The 22,720-nt window shown below is 63.9% G+C and carries 18 protein-coding genes; 12 read left to right on the top strand and 6 right to left on the bottom strand.

Annotated elements, in window-relative coordinates:
- Nucleotides 1–136: 136 nt before the first annotated feature.
- From rplK to M2331_RS06240, 4 genes are all read left to right on the top strand, one after another.
- Nucleotides 137–568 (top strand): 50S ribosomal protein L11, encoded by a 432-nt coding sequence (gene rplK, locus M2331_RS06255; RefSeq protein WP_181559478.1) that lies wholly within the window; start codon nt 137–139, stop codon nt 566–568.
- Nucleotides 569–572: 4 nt separating this feature from the next.
- Nucleotides 573–1,271 carry a 50S ribosomal protein L1 gene (rplA, locus tag M2331_RS06250; protein ID WP_181559477.1) on the top strand — a complete coding sequence of 233 codons (699 nt, stop codon included), beginning with the start codon at nt 573–575 and terminating at the stop codon, nt 1,269–1,271.
- A gap of 166 nt (nt 1,272–1,437) precedes the next feature.
- Nucleotides 1,438–2,469 (top strand): hypothetical protein, encoded by a 1,032-nt coding sequence (locus tag M2331_RS06245; protein ID WP_264592313.1) that lies wholly within the window; start codon nt 1,438–1,440, stop codon nt 2,467–2,469.
- Between the two features lie 71 nt (nt 2,470–2,540).
- Nucleotides 2,541–3,068 carry a TIGR02281 family clan AA aspartic protease gene (locus M2331_RS06240; RefSeq protein WP_181559475.1) on the top strand — a complete coding sequence of 176 codons (528 nt, stop codon included), beginning with the start codon at nt 2,541–2,543 and terminating at the stop codon, nt 3,066–3,068.
- Nucleotides 3,069–3,172: 104 nt separating this feature from the next.
- On the opposite strand, the gene M2331_RS06235 is transcribed toward M2331_RS06240, so the two are convergent.
- Complete coding sequence (locus M2331_RS06235; protein ID WP_264592312.1) at nt 3,173–3,763, bottom strand: PEPxxWA-CTERM sorting domain-containing protein; 591 nt, start codon at nt 3,761–3,763, stop codon at nt 3,173–3,175.
- A 550-nt stretch (nt 3,764–4,313) separates the two neighbouring features.
- Here M2331_RS06235 and rplJ point away from each other — a divergent pair.
- The gene (gene rplJ, locus M2331_RS06230) at nt 4,314–4,829 is read left to right on the top strand and encodes a 50S ribosomal protein L10 (protein WP_181559473.1); all 516 of its coding nucleotides are present in this window, start codon (nt 4,314–4,316) and stop codon (nt 4,827–4,829) included.
- Nucleotides 4,830–4,910: 81 nt separating this feature from the next.
- Complete coding sequence (gene rplL, locus M2331_RS06225) at nt 4,911–5,291, top strand: 50S ribosomal protein L7/L12 (protein ID WP_181559472.1); 381 nt, start codon at nt 4,911–4,913, stop codon at nt 5,289–5,291.
- A 139-nt stretch (nt 5,292–5,430) separates the two neighbouring features.
- On the opposite strand, the gene M2331_RS06220 is transcribed toward rplL, so the two are convergent.
- Nucleotides 5,431–6,168, bottom strand: a complete 738-nt coding sequence (locus tag M2331_RS06220; protein ID WP_184117304.1) for a hypothetical protein — start codon at nt 6,166–6,168, stop codon at nt 5,431–5,433.
- Between the two features lie 206 nt (nt 6,169–6,374).
- Between M2331_RS06220 and M2331_RS06215 the strand changes: the two genes are divergently transcribed.
- The 6 genes from M2331_RS06215 to M2331_RS06190 all read left to right on the top strand — a co-directional run bounded on the left by M2331_RS06215 (nt 6,375) and on the right by M2331_RS06190 (nt 18,407).
- Complete coding sequence (locus M2331_RS06215; RefSeq protein ID WP_181559470.1) at nt 6,375–6,938, top strand: adenine phosphoribosyltransferase; 564 nt, start codon at nt 6,375–6,377, stop codon at nt 6,936–6,938.
- 5 nt (nt 6,939–6,943) lie between these two features.
- Complete coding sequence (locus M2331_RS06210) at nt 6,944–7,606, top strand: purine phosphorylase (protein ID WP_181559469.1); 663 nt, start codon at nt 6,944–6,946, stop codon at nt 7,604–7,606.
- Between the two features lie 56 nt (nt 7,607–7,662).
- Complete coding sequence (locus tag M2331_RS06205) at nt 7,663–8,217, top strand: superoxide dismutase family protein (RefSeq protein WP_181559468.1); 555 nt, start codon at nt 7,663–7,665, stop codon at nt 8,215–8,217.
- 364 nt (nt 8,218–8,581) lie between these two features.
- The gene (gene rpoB / locus M2331_RS06200) at nt 8,582–12,754 is read left to right on the top strand and encodes a DNA-directed RNA polymerase subunit beta (RefSeq protein WP_181559467.1); all 4,173 of its coding nucleotides are present in this window, start codon (nt 8,582–8,584) and stop codon (nt 12,752–12,754) included.
- Nucleotides 12,755–12,834: 80 nt separating this feature from the next.
- On the top strand, nt 12,835–17,091 hold the full coding sequence (gene rpoC, locus M2331_RS06195; protein WP_181559466.1) for a DNA-directed RNA polymerase subunit beta': 4,257 nt from the start codon (nt 12,835–12,837) through the stop codon (nt 17,089–17,091).
- Nucleotides 17,092–17,207: 116 nt separating this feature from the next.
- Entirely contained in the window at nt 17,208–18,407 is a 1,200-nt protein-coding gene (locus tag M2331_RS06190) for a S41 family peptidase (RefSeq protein ID WP_181559465.1), read from the top strand.
- Between the two features lie 104 nt (nt 18,408–18,511).
- Here M2331_RS06190 and rpmE read toward each other — a convergent pair whose 3' ends face one another.
- The 4 genes from rpmE to bamA all read right to left on the bottom strand — a co-directional run bounded on the left by rpmE (nt 18,512) and on the right by bamA (nt 22,628).
- A complete protein-coding gene (gene rpmE / locus M2331_RS06185; RefSeq protein WP_181559464.1) occupies nt 18,512–18,739 on the bottom strand; it encodes a 50S ribosomal protein L31 in 228 nt (75 codons plus the stop codon).
- A gap of 110 nt (nt 18,740–18,849) precedes the next feature.
- Nucleotides 18,850–19,332 (bottom strand): 3-hydroxyacyl-ACP dehydratase FabZ, encoded by a 483-nt coding sequence (gene fabZ, locus M2331_RS06180; protein WP_181559463.1) that lies wholly within the window; start codon nt 19,330–19,332, stop codon nt 18,850–18,852.
- 6 nt (nt 19,333–19,338) lie between these two features.
- Nucleotides 19,339–20,016, bottom strand: a complete 678-nt coding sequence (locus M2331_RS06175; protein WP_181559462.1) for an OmpH family outer membrane protein — start codon at nt 20,014–20,016, stop codon at nt 19,339–19,341.
- The gene (gene bamA, locus M2331_RS06170; protein ID WP_413716081.1) at nt 20,016–22,628 is read right to left on the bottom strand and encodes an outer membrane protein assembly factor BamA; all 2,613 of its coding nucleotides are present in this window, start codon (nt 22,626–22,628) and stop codon (nt 20,016–20,018) included. Before bamA ends, M2331_RS06175 begins: the two co-directional genes overlap by 1 nt.
- Nucleotides 22,629–22,720: the final 92 nt, after the last annotated feature.

Here is a 22,720-nt window from a genome sequence, read left to right as displayed (position 1 = left end):
AGGCGCCGGCTTCCGGACGGTCTTGCAGGCCCGATGGAAGCCCATTGCGGGAGGACGACCCCTCAAGGTCAGCCGTTTGACCGCTAAGCTTGAACCGGGCGGCGCCATTGGCCCCGCCTTCTACAGAGTGAGTGTAATGGCCAAGAAAATTACGGGCTATATCAAGCTCCAGGTGCCCGCTGGAGCCGCCAACCCCTCGCCGCCGATCGGCCCTGCTCTGGGTCAGCGCGGCGTGAACATCATGGAATTCTGCAAGGCGTTCAACGCGGCGACCGAGAAGGAGCAGAAGGGTACGCCCCTGCCCACGATCATCACCGTCTACGCTGACCGCAGCTTCTCCTTCGTCACCAAGAAGCCGCCGGCAACCTATCTCATCAAGCAGGCCGTGAACCTCAAGTCCGGCTCCAAGGAGCCCGGCAAGGTCTCCGCCGGCAAGATCACGCGTGCCCAGCTCGCCGAGATCGCCGAAGCGAAGATGGTCGACCTCAATGCCAACGACATCGAGGCCGCGACGAAGATCATCGAAGGCAGCGCCCGCGCGATGGGCCTGACCGTGGTGGAGGGCTAAGAACATGGCAAAGCTGACCAAGAAGGCCAAGGCGATGGCCGCCGCAGTCGATGCGAACAAGCTGCACGGCGTCGATGAAGCCATCGCGCTCATCAAGAAGAACGCCACCGCCAAGTTCGACGAGACCGTCGAAGTCGCGATGAACCTGGGCGTCGACCCGCGTCACGCCGACCAGATGGTCCGTGGCGTCGTCACCCTGCCCGCCGGCACCGGCAAGGATGTGCGCGTTGCCGTCTTCGCCCGCGCCGACAAGGCTGATGCCGCCAAGGCAGCCGGCGCCGAGATCGTGGGTGCCGAGGATCTGCTCGAGCACATCCAGAACGGCAATTTCGACTTCGACCGCGTGATCGCGACGCCCGACATGATGGGTCTGGTCGGTCGCCTCGGCAAGGTGCTGGGTCCCAAGGGCCTGATGCCGAACCCGAAGCTCGGCACCGTCACGCCGAACGTCGCTGAAGCCGTGAAGGCTGCCAAGGGCGGCCAGATCGAGTTCCGCGTCGAGAAGGCCGGCATCATTCACGCCGGTCTCGGCAAGGCCAGCTTCACCGAAGCCGACCTGCGCAAGAACTTCGACGCCTTCGTCGATGCCATTGTGAAGGCCAAGCCCTCGGGCTCGAAGGGCAAGTATGTCCGCAAGATCGCTCTGTCGTCCTCGATGGGCCCGGGCGTGAAGGTGGACGTGGCTCAGGTCGCCTCGGCCTGATCTCACCCAATTCTAAAAACGCCCCGCCCGGTATCCACCGCGGCGGGGCTTTTTTATTGCCCGATGTTGTGATCTGAATTGGCGATCTGATTAGGCGTTTGTTCGTAAAGCGCCTGTTAACCCTGCGATGGCATTGCTTGGCGAGGCACGCGACGATAGAACTCAGATGAAAAACAGGGAAATTGGGGTGAAGAAGCGACATCCAACTGCTGGACAGGATGCCTATGACCGGGTGTCGAAACAGCTCAATCTGGCGGTTCGCCTTCTCGGCTTCTGGATCGCTCTTGTCAGCCTGTTCTTCCTCTTTCAGGCGCTCGATTATCGCGGGCTGATCGCGCGACTGGCCGAATACCAGTTTCTTCATTTCGATCGTTACTGGCCCACCCTCACCTTCGTCGCAGTGACGGCGCTGTTCTCTGCGCCGCTGATTGCTGCCGTGTGGCTGCTGCGCACGCGGCAGCGCCGCACCGAATCCTTCGGCCCTGCCCGGCAGGACGATCTGCGCATCGTGAAGGGCCGCCTCGCCCGTCTCCAGGGCTTTTTCGCCGGCGTTTGCGTCGGCAGCCTGCTTGCGGCGGTGATTGTGCTGATCCTGCGGCTGCAGTTGCCGTCCGATGAAGGCACCCCGCGCAGCATCGTCGTCGGGTCGCCCGATGCGATCGCGCCGGTGGAAGGCCGCGCCGTCATCACCGGCAGCATCGATCTGCGCGAGACGGCGCAGTTCAATGAGGATCTGCTGCTGGTCAAGCGCTCGCTCTATTTCGCGCCGGTTCGCTCCGGGCCGGACGACCGCTCGCCGCTGCGCTACTTTGTCGAGGTGCGGCGCAACGATGTGCCGGAAGGCTATCATCCCATCACCTTCCCCAAGGATGAGGATTTGGTGCGCGTCTGGCGGTTCCGCCTCTCGCACCTCGTTTTCACCCCCTATCTCGACGGCGTTCTGCGGCGCGAGGCCCTGCCGGGCGAGATCGTCAACCTTTATCGCCATGCAGGCTATGACGTCGAGGATGATAACTTCGTACTGTTCAGTGGGCTCGACAAGCTGACCTGGCGCTACAACGTCCTTGCCGCCGAATTCGGGATTTCGGCGCTCATCTCCGGCCTTGCCGCCTTCATCTTCGGTCGCCGCCGCCGCCGGGTGAAGCAGCGGATGGAGGATGAAATCGAGGCCTCCCGTACGGCACAGGCACCCGCCTGACCGCCTTTCTTAATGCCACGCTAACTCAATCTCGAAACGGCTTCTTGGGTGAGTCGGGGTGATGATGCGGCATGATCGGCATCCATCTCGAATTCGGTAGCATCATGGCGGCAATGGCATCCATTGCCGTCGCGCTGAGCAACCCGTTCACGGATCACCAGAACATCCAGAAGGAAGCCGCCGCAAACATCGCCGTGCCGGAGGCCGCAGTTCTGGACGCCTCGGCCATCCAACTGCCTGCCAACACCGTGCAGCGCCATGCCGACGGTCTCTTCTATGTCGAGGCGAAGGCCAATGGCCATTCGATCCGCTTCGTGGTGGATACCGGCGCGACGGTCGTCGTGCTCAATCGCGCCGACGCGGCCAAGCTCGGCCTGACTTATGAGAGCCTGCCCGGTCGCGCGCAGATGCGCACCGTCAACGGATCGTCCGCGATGCGCTGGGCGAAGATCGAGCGGATGGAAATGGCCGGCAAGCGCATCGAACAGATCAGCGCCGCCGTGGTCGATGGCGCCCTGCCGGTTTCGCTCATGGGCCAGAATGCGCTGCAGCAACTCGGCACCGTCACCCTGAGCGGCGACACCTTGACGATCCACTGAACCGGGCTGCCCAACCAGACCAATCAACACCGCGCAATCGGCAAAGAAAAGGCCAGTCCCCCCGGACTGGCCTTTTCAGCGGGAAACGCGTGTAAAGCCGGCCATCAGCTGGCGGCGAAGGTAACCTTCACCGGATTGCGGCGGCGCATCATCGTGCCGGCCAGACCGAAGCCCGCGATCATCAGCGCCCAGGTCGACGGCTCGGGAACCGAACCGAACACCGGCGGCACGAAATCGGGCAAGGGAATGGGAATGCCGGGGATGAACCCGCCGCCACCGCCCGTACCGCCTGTGGGCGGCGTGAAGGAGGCCATGGAGGGCTCCAGCGACGGCTGCGTCACGATCAGCGGGCTGTTGAGGTTCGATACGAAATCGGCAGCTTCCGGCTCGGCGAAGAAGGCGGTCGGCGCGACCGGCGACTTGTTCGGCGTCGCGGTCGGCTTCTGCGCGAACGGGCTGCTGCCCTGGTTGCGCGAACGGCCAGGACCGCAATCGGCGCGATTGACCAGCTGGGTCAGGTCACCCTTGGAATTGACGAACTCGGGCGCACAGCCATCGCGAAGATAGCCCATGATCGCAGAGCGCAGCGACGTCTCTTCCGGCGCCGGCACGGCGACGAACGCCGAGGCGAACTCAGGGATGGTGAACATCCGGCGCTCATTGTGCGGCGCGGCTGCGATCAAGGCGCTGGCCACCACGGCCAGACCGATCAAAGCCCGGTGCCGTTCAATTTCACGGCGCGCCCAACGGAGCGAGTCTGTCGATAAGCTTTCCATGAACCCGTGCTAAACCTGCGATGGAAAGAATTAAAGCGCTTTAACCTTCTTTTCCCACGTCTTAACCACCTTTGCGCAGATGGCCGACAGACGTTGCCAAAGGGTCACAAATTAGGCGTCCACCGCCCTCCCCGGCTCCCTCGCCGTGGCCGGAATTGGAAACGGCTTGCTTTTCACCGCCGCCCCGCCTATCGGGCCTTCGCTCACCGGGTCCGTCCCGGTGCACCGTCCGAGACAGCTGGTGATGGGATCTGCCCATCTTAATGCCCAGCCGAGACGGGGAAAAGTTCTTGCCGGACGGCGCTCCGCTTCGATGCGCAGCTCAATCCGGGTCTGTCCGCACTCTCGTGCTGGACCAGTCAACCCTTCCCCTCGGACTGCTTCGCCGCTTGCGGCCCCTCTCGGGTCGTGCGCGGTACATGTGTGAACGCGGCCGGGCCTTCCGGGCCTTGCCGCAGAGGAGAATGGCATGGATCGCAATGAAAAGACCGAGGTCGTTTCCGCGCTTCACGAATCTCTGAAGGAAATGGGCGTGGTCGTCGTGACCCGCAATCTGGGCCTTAGCGTGGCTCAGTCGACCCAGCTCCGTCAGAAGATGCGCGATGCGGGTGCGACCTACAAGGTAACGAAGAACCGCCTTGCCAAGATCGCCATCAAGGACACCGATTATGCCAGCATCGAAGAGATGCTGGTTGGACCGGTGGGCCTGGCGACGTCTTCCGATCCGGTTGCGGCTGCAAAGGTTGCGATCGATTTCGCCAAGACGAACGACAAGCTGGAGATCGTCGGCGGCGCCATGGGCACTACGCTCCTGGACGCCAATGGCATCAAGGCGCTGGCTTCGATGCCGTCGCTCGACCAGATGCGCGCAACGCTGATCGGCCTCATTCAGGCCCCGGCGACCAAGCTCGCAGTCGTCACCAAGGAACCGGCCGCGCAGCTCGCGCGCGTCTTCAACGCTTATGCCACCAAGGATGCTGCCTGATCTTCAGGCGCCTCCCGGCAGACAGTTGCAATCAATTGACTTGGGCCAGACCCGGCCCCGCTAGAAAATGGAGTGAATTACATGGCTGATATCAACTCGCTCGTCGACCAGCTCTCCGCGCTGACCGTTCTCGAAGCTGCTGAGCTGTCGAAGGCTCTCGAAGAGAAGTGGGGCGTTTCCGCTGCTGCCGCAGTCGCGGTTGCTGCGCCCGCCGGTGGCGCCGGTGGCGATGCCCCCGCTGCTGAAGAGAAGACCGAGTTCGACGTGATCCTCGTCAACGACGGTGGCAAGAAGATCAACGTCATCAAGGAAGTCCGCGCAATCACCGGTCTCGGCCTGACGGAAGCCAAGGCGCTCGTCGAAGGCGCGCCGAAGGCTGTGAAGGAAGGCGTGAACAAGGCGGAGTCCGAAGAGCTGAAGAAGAAGCTCGAGGAAGCCGGCGCGACCGTCGAGATCAAGTAAGCTTGATGGGAGGGGAGCGGCCCGGCCGTTCCCGCCCGACAAAAAGAAGCGCGTCCGGAGCGATCCGGGCGCGCTTCTTTTTTGCCTTTGAGGGATCGTCGCGTGGATCAGGCGTGATCGATGAGCGCCCGGAGGCCGATCAACGGCGTGTGGCAGCCTCGGCTTTCATCGCCTCGATGGCTTCGCGCAGCGTCGGGTAGCGTGCCCTGTCACCTTCCTCTCGGGCAGAGGAGCGCTCGGCCCGTCCATAGTCCGTTAGGGCCAATGGTCCTTGGCGGCCGCGCATTCCCAGCCGCCAGAAGAGCAGACTGGCGAGCAGCACCAGGCCGGCGATGAAGCCGATCTGCTGCCACGGCGCGGAAAGATATTGCGCCAGACCGAGGCCCTCGGCCTTGCCCTGCGTGCGCTGCAAGGTCGGCCCCGCCGGCCCGGCGCCCATCGGCACTGCTGACAGCGCGATCGGCACGGGTGGCCCATCTGCGCTATTCATGGAAGGCGCCGTGGCAGCGCTCTCATTCGCCGGCGCGACATCCTGCGCCAGGGCCACCGCCTTTGAACCAGAGTCCAGCAACTCCGGGCGCGCCTTGCGCACATCCTCATAGGAGCGCGCCAAGGGATCGCGGCTCTCCGGGCGATAGGCCGGCAACTCGCTCACCGGCCGCGCGAGGCGGTCGCGCGACTCCGGCCGCGCGGAGGGCTGCGCCAGACGGTCCCGGCTCTCGGGCCGCACCTCATTGGCGATCAGCATCGGTGCCCGCACCTGATTATCCTGCCCGAAGGCAGGCGGGAGCAGCAGGCTGGTGAGCTTCTGGAAATCGAGAAGGCTGGAGCTTGCCCGGGCAAACGCAGTTTCCGCTTGCCCTGCCGCCGGACTCACGGCGAGAAGGCAGGCGATCGACGCCATCCCTGGAAAGACAACAGGCAATCTCATTATGACCCCACCGACCCATTTCGGGACAGACTGCGATCAGCATATCGTCGCGCCAATGTAAAGCGTGAGGGACAAAAGGCGCCCTGTGCCGCCCGATCCTTGCGCCGACACGTGCGGCCTGCGCCAGCCGATTATCGAAGGGACCCATCCTCATGGCCGAGACATCTTCTCTCACCACGACGAACAATGACGACCTCAAAGCGCTGGTGCGGACCGTCCCGGACTATCCGATTCCCGGCATCCAGTTTCGCGACGTTTCGACCCTGTTGCTGGATGGCGAAGGCTTCCGGGCGACGATTGACCGGATCGCGGCAATGGTCGATCCGGCCCAGGTCGACCTCATCGCCGGCATCGAGGCGCGCGGGTTCATCGTCGCAGCCGGGCTCTCCTACAAGCTCGGCAAGGGCAAGCTGATGCTGCGCAAGTCCGGCAAGCTGCCCGGCGCGACGGTCGGCATTGATTATGCGCTCGAATATGGCACCGACCGGATCGAGATGCATCAGGGCGCCGTGCGACCGGGGCAACGGGTGCTGCTGGTGGACGATCTGCTGGCGACCGGCGGGACCGCGCTAGCCGGCGCTGCCCTGCTGCGGGGCGAAGGTGCCATTGTCGATCAGGCGGCGTTCGTCATCGACCTGCCCGAGCTGGGCGGTGCGGCGCGCCTCAGGGACGTGGGCATCACGCCCCTCTCCCTCATCACCTTTGAAGGGCATTGAGCCGCATGCGCATCCTGATGCTCGCCGCCCTGCCCGAGGAGGCCGATGCCTTTCTGCCGGACGTGGGCGACAGGCTGGACGGCGACTGGCCGCTGGTGCGCTGCGTCGACACCGGGCGCCAGGTGGTCCACATCGCGACGACGGGCATCGGCAAGGTGAACATCGCCGCCGCCGCCGCGCGGCTGCACGCGCTCCATGACGCAGACCTGCTGATGATCCTCGGAACAGCCGGCAAGCTGAGCGCTCTGGCCGGTGATTGCTTCTGGCTCACCCGCGCCGTCCAGCATGATTATGGCGCGCGTCGCCCGGATGCCTTCGTGCACTACCCCGCTGGCGCCTGGCCAATGGGGCCGGCCAATGTCACGCCTTATGCGGCCATGCCCGATCCCGGCAGCGCCCTGCCCCATGCTTGCATCGCCAGCGGTGACGCATTCATCGAGGATGGCGCCTATGCCGCCCATCTCGTGGCTGCGCTGGATGCCGACATCGTCGACATGGAAACCGGCGCGCTCGCCCAATATGCCGCCCAGAGTGGGCTCCCCTGGGGCGGCATCAAGGCGACGACGGACGATGCCAATCCCGACAGTGCCGGGGATTTCCACGCCAACCTCCGCGCCGCTTCCCGCCGGGCCGGGCTTGCCATGGAACGGGTGCTCGACCTGCTTTGACCTCGCCGGACAACACGCTAGATTGCGCCGACTGCATCGCCCCAACACAGAGAGACATGATGGCTCATTTTGCTGCTTCCCCCCTCCTCCTCGCCGCCACCGGCTTCTGCCTGGCCTTGCAGGGCTGCGGCGCCAAGGCCCCGGCGGGGCCGATGCCCACGCCCGAGCCCTTCGCTGAAGCGATCCTCTATGATGGCCAGGGCAACCGCACCGGTGTCGCGACGCTGGTGCCGGAAGACGGCCATATGCGCGGCAGCGTCGAGGTGACGCGCGGGCTGACGCCGGGTGCGCACGGGATGCACATTCACGCCATTGGCAAATGCACCCTGCCCGATTTCGTATCGGCCGGCGGTCATCTCAACCCCGAGAGCAAGCAGCACGGCACCGAGAACCCGCAAGGCCCCCATGCCGGGGACCTGCCCATGGTGACCGCTGACGCACGCGGCGCTGCCAAGGTAGCGTTCATGGCGCACACCAACATGGCGACCCTGCTAGACGACGATGGCGCGGCGCTGGTGATCCACGCAGACGCCGACGACATGCGCACCGACCCCACGGGCAATAGTGGCGGCCGGGTGATGTGCGGCGTGTTCTACCGCAAGGAATCCTGATCGCAGATCTGGGTTCGTCTCCGACCTGCGCCGCAAAGGCATTGCAGCGGGCCGCAAGCCCCTTGCAATGCCGCGCGATGGCCCTATATCGCTGGTCATTCGGATTGGTCGGGCATCTGCCCGCCAGTCGCCTGCCGTTACCCGGGCAAGCATGACGCGTTGCGCACGACATGCATCACATATGGGGTGACGGCGAGGTTCATATGACGCTCAAGTGCGGATCGGACAGCCCCGGCCCGCACTTTTTTGCGTGCTCGCAGCCCTCGAATCGAGGTGCGCAGACGCAGCAAAAGGCTGAATTTTCGCTGCAATGCGAAAAATATTATCGGGACCACAACACGCAGGAAGGTCAGGTATCTCTGGCATGGCAACCAAGGCTCTCCCCATCAAGCCCGGCGAAAGCGCCACCAAGCGCATCCGCAAGGTATTCGGCAACATCCACGAGGTCGTGGAAATGCCGAACCTCATCGAGGTTCAGCGCGAAAGCTATGAGCAGTTCCTGCGGTCCAATCCCGCAATCGGCTATGTGTCCGGCCTTGAGAAGACGCTGCGCAGCGTCTTCCCGATCCGCGACTTTGCCGGCACGGCCGAGCTGGACTTCGTCCACTATGAGCTGGAAGATCCCAAATACGACACCGAGGAATGCCGTCAGCGCGGCATCACCTACGCCGCGCCGATGCGCGTCACGCTCCGCCTGATCGTTTTCGAAGTCGATCAGGACACCGAGACCCGCTCGGTTCTCGATATCAAGGAGCAGGATGTCTACATGGGCGACATGCCGCTCATGACCGGCAACGGCACCTTCATCGTCAATGGTACAGAGCGCGTCATCGTGTCCCAGATGCACCGCTCGCCGGGCGTCCTGTTCGACCATGACCGTGGCAAGACCCACTCTTCCGGCAAGTATCTCTTCGCCGCCCGCGTGATCCCGTATCGCGGCTCCTGGCTGGACTTCGAGTTCGACGCCAAGGACATCGTGAACGTGCGTATCGACCGCAAGCGCAAGCTGCCGGTCACTGCCCTGCTCTTCGCGCTTGGCCTGAACAGCGAGGAAATCCTCGGCGAGTTCTACAACAAGGTCACCTATGTGCGCGGCGAGAATGGCTGGCAGATCCCCTATACGGCGGACGCCTGGCGCGGCCTCAAGCCCACCTTCGACATCATCGACGCCAAGACCGGCGAAGTGGTGTTCGCAGCCGGGCAGAAGATCAGCCCGCGTGCGGCGCTCAAGGCCGCCAAGGACGGCTTGGAAGCGCTCGTGATTCCGACCGAGGAAGTTTATGGCCGTTACAGCGCCTATGACCTCATCAACGAGAGCACCGGCGAGATCTATATCGAAGCCGGCGACGAGGTCTCGCCCGAGAACCTCGCCAAGCTGGATGCGGCCGGTATCGACCGCCTTGAACTGCTTGACATCGACCATGTGAATACGGGTCCGTGGATCCGCAACACGCTCAAGGTCGACAAGGCCGAGGACCGCGACCACGCGCTCTCGGACATCTACCGCGTCATGCGCCCCGGCGAGCCGCCGACGCGCGAGACTGCCGAAGCCCTGTTCGAAGGCCTGTTCTTCGACGGCGAGCGCTATGACCTCTCGGCCGTGGGCCGCGTGAAGCTGAACATGCGTCTTGGCCTCGACGCCGAGGACACCATTACGACGCTGCGCCGCGAGGACATCCTCGCCGTGGTCAAGGAGCTGGTGAACCTCAAGGACGGCAAGGGCGAGATCGACGACATCGACAATCTCGGCAACCGCCGCGTGCGTTCGGTTGGCGAGCTGCTGGAGAACCAGTATCGCGTCGGCCTGCTCCGTATGGAGCGCGCCGTGAAGGAGCGCATGTCCAGCGTCGACGTCTCGACGGTGATGCCGAACGACCTCATCAACGCCAAGCCCGCTGTGGCCGCAGTGCGCGAGTTCTTCGGCTCCTCGCAGCTCTCGCAGTTCATGGACCAGACCAACCCGCTCTCCGAAATCACGCACAAGCGTCGCGTTTCGGCCTTGGGCCCGGGTGGTCTCACCCGCGAGCGCGCCGGCTTCGAGGTTCGCGACGTTCACCCGACCCATTATGGCCGTATCTGCCCGATTGAGACGCCGGAAGGCCCGAACATCGGTCTGATCAACTCGCTGGCGAGCTTCTCGCGCGTCAATAAGTACGGCTTCATCGAGACGCCGTATCGCAAGGTCATCGACAACAAGGTGACGGACGAGGTCGTGTACCTCTCCGCCATGGAAGAGGCCAAGCACACGATCGCGCAGGCCAACGCCGAAGTGAACCCGGACGGCACCTTCGCCGAGGATCTCATTTCCGCCCGTGAGGCCGGCGAGTTCCTGATGGCGCCGCGCGACCACATCACGCTGATGGACGTCAGCCCCAAGCAGCTCGTCTCCGTTGCCGCATCGCTCATTCCGTTCCTGGAAAACGATGACGCCAACCGCGCGCTCATGGGATCGAACATGCAGCGTCAGGCCGTGCCGCTCGTTCAGGCCGAGGCGCCGTTCGTCGGCACCGGCATGGAAGAAACGGTTGCGCGCGACTCCGGTGCCGCCATCGCGGCCAAGCGCTCGGGCATCGTCGATCAGGTGGACGCCACCCGCATCGTGATCCGCGCAACCGAAGAGATCGAGGCCGGCAAGTCGGGCGTCGACATCTACACGCTGATGAAGTTCCAGCGTTCCAACCAGGATACCTGCATCAACCAGCGTCCGCTGGTGAAGGTGGGCGAGCATGTGAAGGCTGGCGACGTGATCGCCGACGGTCCCTCGACCGAGCTGGGCGAACTGGCCCTGGGCCGCAACAGCCTCGTCGCGTTCATGCCCTGGAATGGCTACAACTACGAGGACTCCATCCTGATCTCCGAGCGGATCGTGAAGGACGACGTCTTTACCTCGATCCATATCGAGGAGTTCGAGGTGATGGCCCGCGACACCAAGCTCGGGCCGGAAGACATCACCCGCGACATCCCCAACGTCGGCGAGGAGGCCCTGCGCAACCTCGACGAGGCGGGCATTGTCTACATCGGCGCCGAGGTGGAGCCGGGCGATATTCTCGTCGGCAAGATCACGCCCAAGGGTGAAAGCCCGATGACGCCGGAAGAGAAGCTCCTCCGCGCCATCTTCGGCGAGAAGGCCAGCGACGTGCGCGACACCTCGCTCCGTCTGCCGCCGGGCGTTGCCGGCACGATCGTCGAGGTGCGCGTGTTCAACCGTCACGGCATCGACAAGGACGAGCGCGCGATGGCCATCGAGCGCGAGGAAATCGACCGTCTCGCCAAGGACCGCGAGGACGAGCGCGCGATCCTCAATCGCGCCACCTTCAACCGCCTGCGCGAGATGCTGATCGGCCAGACGGCCACGGCAGCGCCCAAGGGCGTCAAGAAGGGCGTCGACATCACCGAGGAGCTGCTCTCCGAGGTCGAGCGTCACGAGTGGTGGAAGTTCGCGGTTGCGGACGATGCCCGCCAGTCGCAGCTCGAAGCGGTCAAAACGCAGTATGACGAGGCCGTGAAGGTCATCGTCGAGAAGTTCGAGGACCGCGTCGAGAAGCTGCAGCGCGGCGACGAGCTGCCCCCGGGCGTGCTCAAGATGGTCAAGGTGTTCGTCGCGGTGAAGCGCAAGCTGCAGCCGGGCGACAAGATGGCCGGCCGTCACGGCAACAAGGGCGTCATCTCGCGCATCCTGCCGGTCGAGGACATGCCGTTCCTGGAGGATGGCACCCCGGTCGACATCGTGCTCAATCCGCTGGGCGTGCCGTCGCGCATGAACGTCGGGCAGATCTTCGAGACGCACCTTGGTTGGGCCGCCCGCGGCCTTGGCCAGCAGATCAAGCATGCCCTGCGCGACTGGCGCGAGGCCAACCCGAACGCAACCGGCGGTGAAATGCCGGAAGCGGTGAAGGAGCGTCTGCTGACCGTCTATGGCGAGGATTATGCGGACGAGATCAAGTCCCGCTCGGCTGAGCAGGTCATCGAGCTCGCTTCCAACCTCGTGACCGGCGTTCCGATCGCGACACCGGTGTTCGACGGTGCGCGTGAAGCCGACGTTTCCGCTATGCTGCAGCTGGCAGGGCTCGATACGTCGGGCCAGTCCACGCTCTATGACGGCCGGACCGGTGACGCGTTCGACCGCAAGGTGACGGTGGGCATCATCTACATGCTCAAGCTGCACCACCTTGTGGACGACAAGATCCACGCCCGTTCCATCGGCCCCTACAGCCTCGTCACCCAGCAGCCGCTGGGCGGTAAGGCCCAGTTCGGTGGTCAGCGCTTCGGTGAGATGGAGGTCTGGGCACTGCAGGCTTATGGTGCAGCTTACACGCTGCAGGAAATGCTCACGGTCAAGTCCGACGACGTGGTCGGCCGTACCAAGGTCTATGAGGCGATCGTCAAGGGTGACGACACCTTCGAGGCCGGCATTCCGGAAAGCTTCAACGTGCTCGTGAAGGAAATGCGCTCGCTCGGCCTCAATGTGGAGCTGGCGGCGCTGGAAGACCTCTCCGACAGCGATGGCGACGACGAACTGCCCGAGGCGGCGGAATAATGGGACAAGGGGCGCTGCTCGCGCGGCGCCCCTCCCCTTCGCCCCTTTACGAACTTCAGCCCTCTGCAGGGAATTGAGACATGAACGAACTGACCACCTTCGCCAATCCGATGGCCAAGCCGGAAACCTTCGACCAGATCCAGATCGGCATTGCGTCGCCCGAGCGCATCCGCAGCTGGTCCTTCGGCGAGATCAAGAAGCCGGAGACGATCAACTATCGCACGTTCAAGCCCGAGCGTGACGGCCTGTTCTGCGCGCGCATCTTCGGCCCGATCAAGGACTATGAGTGCCTGTGCGGCAAGTACAAGCGCATGAAGTACAAGGGCATCGTCTGCGAAAAGTGCGGCGTGGAAGTGACCGTTTCCAAGGTCCGCCGCGAGCGCATGGGCCATATCGAGCTGGCCGCGCCGGTTGCCCACATCTGGTTCCTGAAGTCGCTGCCTTCGCGCATCGGCCTGCTGCTCGACATGCAGCTCAAGCAGCTTGAGCGCGTCCTCTACTTCGAGAGCTACATCGTCATCGAGCCGGGCCTCACCCCCCTGGAGAAGTATCAGCTTCTCAACGAGGACGAGCTGGTCGAGGCGCAGGACGAATATGGCGAGGACGCCTTCTCCGCCGGCATCGGTGCCGAGGCGGTCAAGCAGATGCTCATGGACCTCGATCTCGAGGGCGAGCAGAAGGCGCTGATGGAAGAGCTGGCGACGACCAAGTCGGAGCTGAAGCCCAAGAAGATCATCAAGCGCCTCAAGGTCGTGGAAAGCTTCATCGATTCCGGCAACCGCCCGGAATGGATGATCCTCGACGTGGTGCCGGTCATTCCGCCGGAACTGCGCCCGCTGGTGCCGCTGGATGGCGGCCGCTTCGCGACCTCGGACCTCAACGATCTCTATCGTCGCGTCATCAACCGCAACAACCGCCTGAAGCGCCTGATGGAGCTGCGTGCGCCGGACATCATCGTCCGCAACGAAAAGCGCATGTTGCAGGAAGCCGTTGACGCCCTGTTCGACAACGGCCGTCGTGGCCGCGTCATCACCGGCGCCAACAAGCGTCCGCTCAAGTCGCTCTCCGACATGCTCAAGGGCAAGCAGGGCCGCTTCCGCCAGAACCTGCTCGGCAAGCGCGTCGACTATTCCGGCCGTTCGGTCATCGTGACCGGTCCGGAGCTCAAGCTGCACCAGTGCGGCCTGCCCAAGAAGATGGCGCTCGAGCTGTTCAAGCCGTTCATCTACGCCCGCCTCGACGCCAAGGGTCTCTCCATGACCCTCAAGCAGGCGAAAAAGTGGGTGGAGAAGGAGCGCAAGGAAGTCTGGGACATCCTCGATGAGGTGATCCGCGAGCACCCCGTGCTGCTGAACCGCGCCCCGACGCTCCACCGCCTCGGCATCCAGGCGTTCGAGCCCGTGCTGATCGAGGGCAAGGCCATCCAGCTCCACCCGCTGGTCTGCGCCGCGTTCAACGCCGACTTCGACGGTGACCAGATGGCCGTCCACGTTCCGTTGAGCCTTGAGGCCCAGTTGGAAGCGCGCGTGTTGATGATGTCCACCAACAACATCCTCTCGCCCGCCAACGGCAAGCCGATCATCGTGCCCTCGCAGGACATGGTACTGGGTATCTATTATCTGTCGATGGAACTGGCCGGCGAGCCGGGCGAAGGCATGATCCTCGCCGACATGCAGGAGGTCCACCAGGCCCTCTTCGCCAAGGCGGTGACGCTGCACAGCAAGATCATCAGCCGCGTGCCGCAGACGGACGAGAATGGCGAGACCTACATGCGCCGCGTGGAAACCACGCCGGGCCGTATGCTGATCGGCGAGTGCCTGCCCAAGAGCCACAAGGTGCCGTTCGACGCGGTCAACCGCCTGCTCACCAAGAAGGACGTGGGCGACGTGATCGACGAGGTCTATCGGCACACCGGCCAGAAGGACACGGTGCTGTTTGCCGACGCCATCATGGCGCTGGGTTTCCGCCACGCGTTCCAGGCCGGCATCTCGTTCGGCAAGGACGACATGATCATTCCGGACAGCAAGGTGGCTCTGGTCGATGAGACCAAGGCGCTGGTTGCCGACTATGAGCAGCAGTATCAGGACGGCCTGATCACCCAGCAGGAAAAGTACAACAAGGTGATCGACGCCTGGTCGGGCTGCGGTGACCGCGTGGCCAACGCCATGATGGACGAGATTCGCTCGATGCCGCAGGACCCCGATACGGGCCGCCTGAAGCCGATCAACTCGATCTACATGATGAGCCACTCGGGTGCCCGTGGTTCCCCGGCGCAGATGAAGCAGCTGGCCGGTATGCGCGGCCTGATGGCCAAGCCGTCGGGCGAGATCATCGAGACGCCGATCATCTCGAACTTCAAGGAAGGCCTGACCGTTCTTGAATATTTCAACTCGACGCACGGCGCCCGTAAGGGTCTGGCCGACACGGCGCTCAAGACGGCGAACTCGGGTTACCTGACCCGCCGTCTGGTCGACGTGAGCCAGGACTGCACCATCGTCGAGGTGGATTGCGGCACGCAGAAGGCGCTGGAGATGAAGGCCATCATCCAGGGCGGCAGCGTGATCGCATCGCTCGGCGAGCGCGTGCTCGGTCGCACCACGGCCGAGGACATTGTGGACAGCAAGGATGGCTCGGTCATCGTCCCCGAGGGCGAGCTGCTGGACGAGGCGATGGTCGCGAAGATCGAGGCCATCGGCGTTCAGGCGGTCAAGATCCGTTCGCCGCTGATCTGCGAATCTAAGATGGGCGTGTGCGCCAAGTGCTACGGGCGTGATCTCGCCCGCGGTACGCCCGTGAACATCGGTGAGGCTGTCGGCGTGATCGCCGCCCAGTCGATCGGTGAGCCGGGCACGCAGTTGACGATGCGGACCTTCCACATCGGCGGTGCCGCCCAGCTCAACGAGCAGTCCAACCTCGAGGCCGTCTCCGACGGTTCGATCGAGCTGCGCGACATGCCGACCATCACGGACAAGCATGGCCGTAACCTGTCGCTGGCCCGCAATGGCGAACTGGCGATCATCGACGATGAAGGCCGCGAGCGTGCGGTCCATCGCCTGCCTTATGGTGCCGCCATCCTGTTCAAGCATGGCGCCAAGGTGAAGCAGGGCGACCGCATCGCCGAGTGGGATCCGTTCACGCAGCCGGTGATCACCGAGAAGCCGGGTATCGTGAAGTATCAGGACCTGATCGACGGCAAGACGCTGACCGAACAGGCGGACGAGGCCACCGGCATCACGCAGCGCGTGGTGACCGAATATCGTGCCCCGTCCCGCTCCAAGGACGATCTGCGTCCGCGCCTGACCCTGCTGGACGATGCCTCCGGCGAGGCAGCGCGTTACCTCCTGGCACCGGGCGCAACGCTCTCGGTCGAGGATGGTGCGCAGGTGCAGGCCGGTGACGTGCTGGCCCGTGTCTCCCGCGAGGCTGCCAAGACCCGCGACATCACGGGCGGTCTGCCGCGCGTGGCGGAGCTGTTCGAGGCGCGCAAGCCCAAGGACAATGCGATCATCGCACGGGTCTCGGGCCGCGTTCAGTTCCTCAAGGACTATAAGGCCAAGCGCAAGATCGCGATCCTCCCCGAGGATGGCGGCGAGCCGGTCGAGTATCTGATCCCCAAGAGCAAGGTGATCGACGTTCAGGAAGGCGACTACGTGAAGCGTGGCGACAACCTGATCGGCGGTTCGCCCGATCCCCACGACATTCTCGAAGTGCTCGGCATCGAGCCGCTTTCGGAATATATGGTCGCGGAGATCCAGGAGGTCTATCGACTGCAGGGCGTGAAGATCAACGACAAGCACATCGAGGTGATCGTTCGCCAGATGCTGCAGAAGGTTGAGATCACCGACGGCGGCGACACCACGCTGCTGGCAGGCGAGCAGGTCGATCGCGAGGAAATGGACGAAGTGAACGCCCGCCTCGCGCCCGGCCAGCAGCCGGCCTTCGGCAAGCCCGTGCTCCTCGGCATCACCAAGGCGTCGCTGCAGACCCGCAGCTTCATCTCGGCTGCCTCCTTCCAGGAAACGACCCGCGTCCTCACCGAGGCGGCCGTTCAGGGCAAGAAGGACACGCTGATCGGCCTCAAGGAGAATGTGATCGTCGGGCGTCTGATCCCGGCCGGCACCGGCTCCTCGATGAACCGGATGCGGATCGCCGCAAACAGCCGCGATGCCGCGCTCCGCGCCGCCATGCGGGCCGCCAACGAGGTTCACCTCGTCGCGCCGCAAACGGCCGCCGAAGAGCATGAGGCCGAGCTGCGCCAGCCCGTGGAAGCCGCCATCGGCGACGATCCGCTCGGCAAGGTGCAGGGTGAGGACTTCACCACCGAGGACATGAACTAAGCATCAGGTCCTTTTCGGAAGAAAATAGAGAGGCCCGCCGGAGCGATCCGGCGGGCCTTTTGCTTGGATGTCCGACGCGATATCCTGTGGCATCGACTCCCTTGGCCGCAGGACACATGATGCTGAAACTGAGGCTCTGCTGCCTTGCCCTGACCTTGGGCGCCCTCGCCCTCTCTGCCAGTGGCGCGCGGGGCCAGACCAATCCCTATCAGGAGGATGCCCGCGCACTTCCGGGGATCATCGCGGAAACCTATGCCTATCCCGAGCGCCTTGCAGGCGGCGAATATCGCCTGCCCTCCCGGCTCCAGGCGGAAGCCGAGGCGGTGCGCGATGAGGATGGCCTCATCCGCCTTGCAGAACGCGCCCTCATGGTTCTCGCCGACCATCATGCAATCACGGGAGCCTCCTTCTCCAACAGCTGGGCGGTTTTCCCAAGCTATGGCGACCTGTGGATCGAGCGGCGCGGCGCTGGCTATCGTATCGAGCAGGTCCGGGCCGGCAGCCCGGCGGAACAGGCCGGTGTGCAAGCCGGCGACGAGCTGATCGCCATTGCCGGAACGCCTGTACAGGCAGCGGTCGACGCGTTCTGGACCGACCTCGGCATCGCGCCGGGCGAAGGCGATGCCGGCTATGCCGCGCGCATGCTCGCCGCGGGCCGTCGCGATCGGCCGCGACAGCTGACCGTGAAGGCCGGCGGCAGGTCACCGCGCACGGTGGAATTACCCAACCTGTACGCCCTCAAGCAGCAGGACATGCCGCCGCTCTCGGTTGCCGAGGACGCAAGCGGCGCGGCGATCATCCGCTTCCACGATTCCCTCGGGCGCGATGACACGATCCCGGCCTTCGATACGGCCATGGCAGCGCTGACGCCGGGCAAGCCGATCATCCTCGACCTGACTGACACAGCCAGCGGCGGCAATACCACGGTGGCGCGGGCGGTCATGGGCTGGTTCGTCACCCAGCCCACCGCCTATCAAATTCACAACCTGCCCGTCGAACAGCGCGAGACCGGCATTGCGCGGCAGTGGATCGAGCAGGTGCTGCCACGGGCTGGGAAGCATCATGCCGGCCCGGTCCTCGTGCGCGTGTCGCGCTGGACGGGGAGCATGGGCGAAGGCCTGGCGATAGGCCTGCATGCCATAGGCGCGCGCGTGCAAGGCAGCAGGATGGCGGGGCTCCTGGGCGCGATCTACGATCATGAACTGCCCAAATCCGGCGTGATCATCAAATTGCCGACCGAGCGCCTGTACGCTGTCGATGGGACGCCAAGGGAAGCTTTCCAGCCCGAGCCGCTCCCGATGGATGCAGCGCGCTGACGGTCAGCATGATGGGGGCGCGGCCAGGCCTCCGTCGGCGCTCCTGACAAAGAAAAAGGCCCCGGAAACCGGAGCCTTCCTCTGAAACCTTGGGTTGAGCCCGCTCAGTTCTTCTTGAGCGTGAGGCCACCGAAGCGCTTGTTGAACTGGGCAACGCGGCCGCCCTGATCGAGCTGGCGCTGACCGCCGGTCCATGCCGGGTGCGACGTCGGATCGATTTCCAGCGTCATCGTGTCGCCTTCCTTGCCCCAGGTCGAGCGGGTCTGGAAGCTGGTCCCGTCCGTCATCTGCACGGTGATGAGGTGATATTCGGGATGCGTGTCTTTTTTCATGTGTCGGCTCCTGAAATGACCGGTTTCCGACCGGTCCGGGGCGTTAGGGAAGCGCGGCCCTTAGCGGGAAAGGGCCGGCTTGGCAAGGCTCTGCGGGGTTTGTGTCCCGCTCAGTCCTTCGGCGGATCGGCGATCATCGCGACGCAATTTGTTTCTGCGCACAATTTGCCGTCGATGCTGGCCTTGCCGGAGAATTTGCAGACCGAACCGCGCAGCTGCGTGAACTCGACATGGAGGTCCAGCAGATGCCCCGGCTCGACAGGCGCACGGAACTTCGCGCCCTCAATGGTCATGAAATAAACGAGCTTGCCCGTGCCGGCGAGCCCGAGAGACTCGACGGCGAGGATGCCGGCAGCCTGGGCAATCGCCTCGACGATGAGCACGCCCGGCATGATCGGCCGGCCGGGGAAATGCCCCTGGAAGAACTGCTCGTTCATCGACACGGCCTTGACCGCGTGGATCGAGGTCTTGGGAACCATCGAGACCACACGGTCGACCAGCAGCAACGGGTAACGATGCGGCAAGGCTGCCAGCACGCCACGGATATCGAGTCCGCCGCTCTGTTCAGCCTCTGCGCTTTCCGTTTCGCTCATCGGTGATTAGCGCCCTTCGCCAGCCGTCGGCGTGCGCGCAGCCGGCGCTGCAGCGGCAGGCTGCTGCTGCTGCTGCTGCTGACCACCGGGCTGCCAGCCCTGCGGCGGCGTGATGCTGACGGACGGAACCAGCGCGTTGATCTCCTGCACGAGCAGACGGGTGACGTCCGCCGTGGGCTGGAAGGCTTCTGCAGCTTCAGCCTTCACCAGCAGGTCGATCTTGTTCTTGGTCATCACGTTGCGCATGGCCTCGGGCAGCTTGGCGCCGATCTGCTCGAGCACATAGGCGCGGGCGAGCTGGAGCGGCTGCTCGAGACGCTGCAGTTCGGCCTGCGCTTCCTGCGCGCGACGCTGCAACTCGTTATACTGGTTCTGCAGGGTGGTCTGCGTGGCAGCGGGCGGGTTCTGGCCAGCGGCCTGCGCTGCGGTCTGCAGCGCAGTCTGCTTCTGCTGAATCTCGGTCTGCAGCGCAGTGCGACGCGTGTTGATCTGGTCGATATTCGACTTGTAGGTCACCTGCATCTGCTGGCTGGCCGTGGTGGCCGCGCTCGACTGGCCAATCGCCTCGTCGATGTTGACGACGGCAATCGCCTGCTTGACCTGTGCGGAAACCGGCGCAGAAACGCTGAGGGCCGCGACCGATGCCGTTGCGAGCGCAACAGCGGAAAAGATGGAGTTACGCATCAGAATTGTGTCCCTATGTTGAAGGTTACAAGCTTGGTATCATCGCCGTCGACCTTCACCAGGGCCTTGGCGATATCGATCCGGAACGGACCGAAGGGCGAATTCCAGTTCACGCCGAAACCGACCGACACGCGCGGTTTGGGGCTGTCGCCGAGGAAGACTTCCTTGAAGCCGCCAATCGACGTTACGTAAGGCGTCGTACCGGAAGGACAGCTAGCGCCATCGGGAATGGACGAAAGCGAACTGGCGGTCGTGTCGGTCGCAGGCGTGATGCACTGCCTCAAGCCGCTGGCATCCCGGATGGGGAAATCGATGTTTTGGGGCAGGTCGATCAAGTTCGGACGACGGACGCCGAAGACGGCACCGGCATCGATGAACACTGACGGACGCAGGCCCATGTCGCGCGCGCCGGCACCAAGCGGAATCTCGATCTCAAAGTGCGTGAGATAGTAAGCGCGGCCGCCCAGAGCGTCGTCGGACCACTGGTCGCGGTTTTCACTGAGCCCGATGACGTTATTGTTCTCGTCGTACAGATAAGGCTTGCGCACGATCCGCGGCCCGACGCCGCGAATATCGAAACCGCGCAATTGCGGCTCACCCAGGAAGAAGCGATCGACGAGGCGGACGGGGTCGGAATTCGGCCCCGCGCCATCTTCGAACGAATGGATGTAGCCTGCCTCGCCCTTCACCGAGAAGATGAAGCCGCCGCCGAGCGGCCAGTATTTATCGGCAGAGAGACGGTTGCGCAGGTAACGGACGTTACCGCCCAGACCGGCAAAGTCCTGACTGAACGTGATGCTGTGCCCGCGCGTGGGACGGATGCGGTTGTCCCGCATGTCATAAATTAGCGAATAGCCGATCGACGACGTGGTGCGCTTGCCGATGGCATCGCACAGATACTGGCTTGCGCGCAGAGGGTCGCACTGGAAGTTGCCGGCCTGCTCACGGTCGGAGTAATAGTTGGCCTTGTCCAGCGTCACGTCCTCGAACGAGAGGCCATAGCGCAGCGCCAGCGAGAGATATTCGGTAATCGGCAGACCGGCGCGCAGCTGGAAGCCGGTGCGGACCTGGCTGTACAGCGTGTTGCGGTCATTACCGGACAGGTAGTTGAACGAGTTCGTATCCTGCCGGAAGATATCGCCGCCCAGCGCGATGTTCTTGTCCAGGAAGTAGGGCTCGGTGAAGCCGACGTTCACGGACTTTGAGTAGCTCGAATAATTGACCGAAGTGCGCAGTTCCTGGCCCATGCCGCGGAAGTTGCGCTGCGTGACCGATGCCGAGAGGATGAAGCGCTCAAGGCTCGAGAAACCAGCGGAAAGCTGAAGCTCACCGGTCGCCTTTTCCTCGACATTGGTTTCCAGCACGATGCGGTCGGGCGCGGAACCCGGCTTCTGGTCGATCTCCAGACGCTCCTGGAAGAAGCCCAGCGAGTTGATCCGGTCCTGCGAGCGGCGGACCTGGAAGGTGTTGAACGCGTCGCCCTCGTGCAGACGGAACTCCCGGCGGATCACCTTGTCCTGCGTCAGCGTGTTGCCGTTGATATCGATCCGCTCGACATAGACGCGCGGCGCGTTGGCGATGCGGAAGGTGATGCCCATGGTGAGGTCTTCGCGGCTGCGATTGAACTCGGGCTGCACGTCGGCGAAAGCATAGCCGAACAGACCGGCGGTCTGGTTGAGCTGCTCGACCGTGTCTTCCACGGCCTTGGCGTTGTACCAGTCGCCCTTCTTCATCCGCAGCGAGCGGGACAGGCCCTCGGAACTGAGGTCGCGAATATCGCTCTGCACGGTCACGTCGCCGAACTTGTAGCGGTCGCCTTCCTCCACCACATAGGTGATGATGAAGTCCTGCTTGTTCGACGTCAGCTCGGCAACGGCCGACACGACGCGAAAATCGGCATAGCCCTGCGTCAGGTAGAACTGACGGACCTTCTGCTGGTCATAGGCAAGACGGTCGGGATCGTAGGTAGTGCCGGACGAGAAGACGCGGAACCACCGCGACTGCTTGGTCGCCATCTCGCTGCGCAGCTGCCCATCGGAGAATTTGTCATTGCCGATGATGTTGATCTGCCGGACCTTGGATTTCGGCCCTTCCGTGATTTCGTAGACGATGTCGACGCGGTTCTGGTCCAGCTGGACCAGCTTGGGATCGACGACCGCTGCAAACCGACCCTGGCGACGATACAGCTCGATGATCCGGGCGACATCCGCGCGCACCTTGGAGCGGGTGTAAATCTGCCGCGGCGCCATGCGGATTTCGGGGAGGATCTTGTCGTCCTTGAGGCGCTTATTGCCCTCCAGCACGATACGATTGATGACCGGGTTCTCGGTCACCTGGATGGTGAGCGCGCCCTGATTGTCGCGGATCTGCACATCCGAGAACAGTTCGCTGGCGTAAAGCTCGCGCAGCGCCTCGTCGAGCGTCTCGCGGGTGTATTTGTTGCCGATCCGCAGCTTGGTATAGGAGAGGACCGTGTCCCCCTCGAGGCGCTGGGCACCTTCCACCGTGATGGCGGAGATGGTGCGCTCTTCGGCGGTCACCGGCTGAACCGCAGGCGCGGCAGGCAGCGCGGGGGCCGGCTGCGCTGTGGCGCTTCCGGTGGCCTGTGCCATCGCCGGCACGGACCCGAAGCCCGCCAGGATGGTGCCACACAGGAGCAACGGCGCGAGGCGGCCCTGTGTCGATGAAATGCGTGCTGCTTCGC

It is taken from the genome of Sphingobium sp. B10D7B, from assembly GCF_025961955.1.
Taxonomy (GTDB): Bacteria; Pseudomonadota; Alphaproteobacteria; order Sphingomonadales; family Sphingomonadaceae; genus Sphingobium.
The sequence above is the reverse complement of the archived record's forward strand: the minus strand, read 5'-3'. Positions and strand labels throughout refer to the sequence as shown.